The 5210-nt window shown below is 71.3% G+C and carries 6 protein-coding genes; 2 read left to right on the plus strand and 4 right to left on the minus strand.

Annotated elements, in window-relative coordinates:
• The 3 genes from VIB55_RS18910 to VIB55_RS18920 form a co-directional block, all read right to left on the minus strand.
• A partial coding sequence (locus VIB55_RS18910) for a hypothetical protein (protein ID WP_331878231.1) occupies positions 1-331 on the minus strand: 331 nt, incomplete at its 3' end.
• A gap of 248 nt (positions 332-579) precedes the next feature.
• On the minus strand, positions 580-1335 hold the full coding sequence (locus VIB55_RS18915; protein ID WP_331878232.1) for a class I SAM-dependent methyltransferase: 756 nt from the start codon (positions 1333-1335) through the stop codon (positions 580-582).
• Positions 1336-1339: 4 nt separating this feature from the next.
• On the minus strand, positions 1340-1792 hold the full coding sequence (locus VIB55_RS18920) for a PilZ domain-containing protein (RefSeq protein ID WP_331878233.1): 453 nt from the start codon (positions 1790-1792) through the stop codon (positions 1340-1342).
• A 94-nt stretch (positions 1793-1886) separates the two neighbouring features.
• On the opposite strand from VIB55_RS18920, the gene VIB55_RS18925 reads away from it, so the two are divergent.
• Complete coding sequence (locus tag VIB55_RS18925) at positions 1887-2354, plus strand: SET domain-containing protein (protein WP_331878234.1); 468 nt, start codon at positions 1887-1889, stop codon at positions 2352-2354.
• 18 nt (positions 2355-2372) lie between these two features.
• Here VIB55_RS18925 and VIB55_RS18930 read toward each other — a convergent pair whose 3' ends face one another.
• Positions 2373-2816 carry a hypothetical protein gene (locus VIB55_RS18930; RefSeq protein WP_331878235.1) on the minus strand — a complete coding sequence of 148 codons (444 nt, stop codon included), beginning with the start codon at positions 2814-2816 and terminating at the stop codon, positions 2373-2375.
• A 156-nt stretch (positions 2817-2972) separates the two neighbouring features.
• Here VIB55_RS18930 and VIB55_RS18935 point away from each other — a divergent pair.
• A partial coding sequence (locus tag VIB55_RS18935; protein ID WP_331878236.1) for a zinc-dependent metalloprotease occupies positions 2973-5210 on the plus strand: 2238 nt, incomplete at its 3' end.

Below are 5210 nucleotides of genomic sequence, written 5' to 3' on the forward strand. Positions count from 1 at the left end.
GCACCTGCACTTCCCGGGAGTGCACGACGGCTTGCGGCACCAGCATCGTCGCGGTGTCGACGGTCATCCGCACGTCGACGATCCCCATCTGCTGGCCCCCCACGGTGACCGGCGCCGCCGTCAGCACCATCGGCTGCCTCAGCGAGTCGGACGGGATGCTGGAAACCGTCGCCGTGTAGGTGACGGTGTCTACGCCGAACCGGCCCGCGGCCGGGGCTTGGGCGCTCCGCGCGGCGGTGCACGCCGCCAGCGCGTACATCCCGGCAACGGCGAGCGTGGGCGCCAGGCGGCGCAGCAGGGACGGAGAGGGTGCGGGCGACGGCTGGTCCATGGGGCGGTCCTCGCGGGGTGCCAGGGATGGATCGGGGGGAGCGGGACGGCGGCTCCTGCAAGAATCTCCTGAGCCGCCATCGCGCGCGCAGAAGATCCCCTCATCCTAATCTCCGGAATTTGCCATAACAAGAGTATTCGCGGGCTCTACAGGTGTTTTCGCCCCACGTTCACGCCGTCCGCGGCAAAGCGCCTCGCGCCGATATACGCAAAAACAGCGGGGGGCGAGCCCGGGCTCCCCTGCCTCCGTCAGCGCGGGCGGCGTCCGGCCACGATCGGCTGATAGAAGGGCTCGTCCAGCCGCTGGACGTCTTCGAACCCGGCGCGCCGCATCGACTCCATCAGCGTGGGGATGCCGACCGCGTAGTACCGCGTTCTCATCACCTGCACCGACGGCGGCTGCTCGCGCGTGTCGTGGACGACGTACATGGCCAGGTCGTAGTGCTGGCCGTCGGATTCCCAGACCTGGAAGAGGATGCGGAGGCCTTCGCCGCCGGCGTGCACCACGGGTGGCCGCGACTGCACGCCGGCGCGGTCGATGGTGTCGTAGTCGCGCACGGAAACCAGGCAGGTTCCGCCGGGCGCGGTGCAGCGCCACATCTGCCCGAAGGCGGCCTCGATCTCGGCGTCGGACAGCAGATGAGGGATGGCGTTGTCGCAGGCGATCACCACGTCGAACTCGCGGGCGTGCACGTCTGCCAGGGCGCGCAGGTCCGCGACGCGGAAGGGGATGCTCAGGCCGCGCCCCTCCGCCTCCCTACGCGCCCGCGCCACCGCGCCCGCCGAAAGGTCGGATCCCGTCACGCGGTATCCCAAAGCCGCCAGCCCCAGGCTCTGGGTTCCCACCCCGCAGGCGGCGTCCAGCACCGTGCTTCCCGGGGCCACGCCGCGGGCGCCGAGCACGGCGTGGAGCGCCGCCGCCTGGCGGGCGATGCTCGCCTCCCAGTCGGCGTAGTTCAGGTGGTACGCCGGTGCCAGCGCGTCGTAGAAGTCCGCGGCGGACACGGGACTACGCGTCGGGAAAGCGGCCAGCGAAGCGCCCGATCCACTCCGCGGCGGCGTCCTGCGGGGTGAGCTCGCGCCCCTCGTTCTCCAGTACCTCGCCGCGGTACTGCTCGATGGCGCACACCTGCTCCACCATCCGCGAACGGAAGGCGTCGTTCGCGTCCAGGAACTCCACTCCCACGCAGTATCCGTCACCCTCGGGCTTGATCCACACCACCCGGGCGCGCGCCTCGAACGGGGGATCCACCGTGGGGATGCGAACCTGGATGATGGCGCCGAGCGCGTGGTGCTCGTCGGAAACGAACGAGAGCCCGCCCGTGCTGACGTTCACGCTCTGCAGCGTGGAGGCGGGGCTCCCCGGCACGCAGGTCACCTCCAGTGGAACGCCCGCGGTGTGGCGGATGAAGGTTCGGCGGGGGTTGTAGCGTTCGGCGGGCGCGGCCACATCATCGGCCATCTTCGGTACTCCTCGTGACGGAAAGAAGGACGCGGCGACGATGGCAACCTGCGGGCCGCTTGGCGCGGGGGCCGCTGCGAGATACAATCCGGGGATGCCGAACCGTACCCTGAACGCAGAGCAGTACCTGGCCGTGCGCTCGTCCGCCATCCACGGCCGCGGCGTGTACGCGCGCCGGGAGATTCCCGCCGGCACGCGCATCATCGAGTACCGCGGCGAGCGCATTTCGGTGGACGAGGCCGAGGCGCGGTACCCGGACGACTTTTCGGGCCCGCACCACACCTTTCTGTTCGCACTGGAGGACGGGACCATCATCGACGCCGCGCACCGGGGCAACCGGGCGCGGTGGATCAACCACTCCTGCCGCCCGAACTGCGAGACGGTGATCGAGGATGGGCGGATCTGGGTGGAAAGCATCCGCGACATCGCCGCGGGCGAGGAGCTGTCGTACGACTACAACATCATCCTCGATGCGCGCCACACCCCCGCCATGAAGAAGCACTTTCCCTGCGTCTGCGGCGTGCCCGGCTGCCGCGGCACGCTGCTGGGCAAAAAGCGCTGACGGGGGCGGCGCGGACGGTCAGCCGTCCGCGCGCAGCCGCTCCATCACGTCGATCACGGTGCGCAGCGTGTCGGGCGGGAACTGGCGGAAGCGGTCGCGAAGGGCCTGGTCCAGTCTCCCGTCCACCGAGGCCAGCACGTCCAGCCCCCGCGGGGTGATGGAAACGCGCAGGGTGCCGTCGACGAGCGCCCGGGTGCGCAGGTTGTGGAGGATGGCCGGGAGCCGGTCGGCGTCCTGGATCATCCTCGCGCGGATTTCGGACGAGGGATGCCCCTGCTCGCCCGCGCCGCGGAGGATGCGGAGGACGTTGTACTCGTCGCCTCGCAGCCCGGCGGGGGACAGCACGTCGTTGGTCCACTTTTCCAGGAAGTCGCCCGTGCGGCGGATGTTCAGGGCGGCTTCCACTTCCAGCGACGCCAGCGGCTTGCTGTTGCGGAGCTCGTCGGCGATGCGTCCGGACATCGGGCTCGGTTCTCGGGTGCGGGGCAGCGAACGGGTGATGGTAACGCCGCGCCGGTGACCCGTCCACGGGTCGCTGGCGTGAACGGCACTCATCGCGGTACAATCAGGGCAAACATCCATTTAGCGAGGCGAGTGATCGTGCGAAGCAGACTCTGGTTGGCTTTCCTGGCCGCGGCGGCGGTGCTCTCGGCGTCGTGCGCGCCCAAGGCCGCCACCGCCGCGGCGCGGCCCACGCCGCGCGCCGACGGCGAGGCCCCCGCGGCGGCGCCGGCGGGCGGCTCCACCGGCGGCGCATCGTCCGGGGGCGTCTCCGCGGCCCGCGGGCCGCGTCCGTACGCGCAGGTGGTGCCCCCGCGGGCGGTGACGGACAGCGGCGCCATCACCGTGCACAAGGTTGACGAGCGGTGGCTGCTGGAGGTGCCGGACTCGCTCTTCCGCCGCGACTTCCTGCTCGTGGGCCGCATCGCCGCGGTGCCGGCCAACTTCGGCGCCTTCCTCCCGGCGGGCGTGAGCGTTCAGGAGCGGCTGGTGCGGTGGGAGCGGCAGGGCGACCGCGTGATCCTTCGTTCGATCGGCGCCGAGGCCGTGGCGGACGACACGCTTCCCATCGCCCAGGCCGTGGCCAGCAACTACCTGGGCGCCATCCTGGCCGCCTTTCCCGTGGCGGCGTACGGGCGCGACAGCGCGGCGGTGGTGGACGTCACCGAGTTCTTCGGCGGCGACACGCCGGCGCTCAGCGGGCTCACGACGGCGCAGCGCGAGCAGTACAAGGTGCGCCGGCTGGACCCCGCGCGCAGCTTCGTGAACGCCGTGCGCAGCTACCCGCTGAACGTGGAGGTGCGCCACACGCAGACCTTCGAGGCCACGGCACCGCCCTCGGACCGCAGCGGCGGCGCCCTGACGCTGGAGATGCGGCAGTCGCTGGTGCTGCTTCCGCGCGAGCCAATGCGCCCGCGCTTCGCCGACCCGCGCGCCGGCTTCTTCGGGGTGGAGCGCATCAACTACGGGCTCGACGAGCAGAAGGCGGCCACGGAAAGCTTCATCGCGCGGTGGCGGCTGGAGCCCAGCGATCCCGCGGCGTACGCACGCGGCGAGCTGGTGGAGCCGGTGAAGCCCATCGTCTACTACATCGACCCCGCCACGCCCGCGCGCTGGCGGCCGTACGTGCGGATGGGCGTGGAAGACTGGAGCCGCGTGTTCGAAAAGTCCGGCTTCCGCAACGCCGTCCGCGCGATGGACCCGCCGGCGAACGATCCGGAGTGGGACCCGGAAGACATCCGCTACTCGGTCGTCCGCTGGTCGGCCAGCACGACGCGCAACGCGCAGGGCCCCAGCACCGTGGACCCGCGCTCGGGCGAGATCATCGAGAGCGACATCGTGTGGTACCACAACCACATGCGCAGCTACCGCAACCGGCTGATGATCGAGACGGGCGCCGCCAATCCCGCGGCCCGCAGCCTCGACATCCCCGAGGAGCTGATGGGCGAGACCATGCGCCAGGTGATCACCCACGAGGTGGGCCACGCGCTGGGGCTCCCCCACAACATGATCGCCTCGTCGTCGTTCCCGGTGGATTCGCTGCGCAGCGTGAGCTTCACGCGGCGGTACGGCGTGTCGGCCACCATCATGGACTACGCGCGCCAGAACTACATCGCGCAGCCGGGCGACGGGCTGGCCGCCAAGGACTTCATCCGGCGCCTGGGACCGTGGGACGAGTTCATCATCGAGTGGGGCTACCGCGTGTTCCCCGACGCGCCCACGCCCGAGTCGGAGCGCCCGCGGCTGGACCGGATGCTTTCCAGCCAGTCCGGGCCCATGCCGTACCGCTACCTGCCGCAGTACCTGTCGGGCATCGACCCGCGCTCGCAGACCGAGGACCTGGGCGACGATCCGGTGGCGGCGACCACCTACGCCCTCGCCAACCTGCGCCGCGTTGTCCCCAACCTCCCCGCGTGGACGGCGCGCGCCGGCGAGACGGACGAGGACCTCACGGAGCTGTACCGCGAAACGGTGGGAATGTGGCGCACGTACATGGGCCACGTCGTCAGCATCATCGGCGGCGTGTCGGTGGATCCGCGCACGGCCGTGCAGCCCGGCGCCGTGTACGCGCCGGTGCCCCGCGCCCGGCAGCAGCGCGCGCTGGCGTTCCTGGCGGAGAACGCGATCAACACGCCGGAGTGGATGGCGCCCGCCGCCATCACCTCGCGCACGGGCCCGTCGCCGCTGCCGCAGGCCCAGGCCGCCATCGTACAGGCGCTGCTGGACCCGCGCCGGCTGGACCGCCTGTCGATGGGCCAGGAGATGAGCGCCTCGGCCTATCCCGTGGACGACTACCTGGCGGACCTGCGCCGCGTGGTGTGGGCGGGGCGCACCCCCGACACCAACCTTCGCGGG

The sequence above is a fragment of the Longimicrobium sp. genome, from assembly GCF_036554565.1.
Classification (GTDB): domain Bacteria; phylum Gemmatimonadota; class Gemmatimonadetes; order Longimicrobiales; family Longimicrobiaceae; genus Longimicrobium.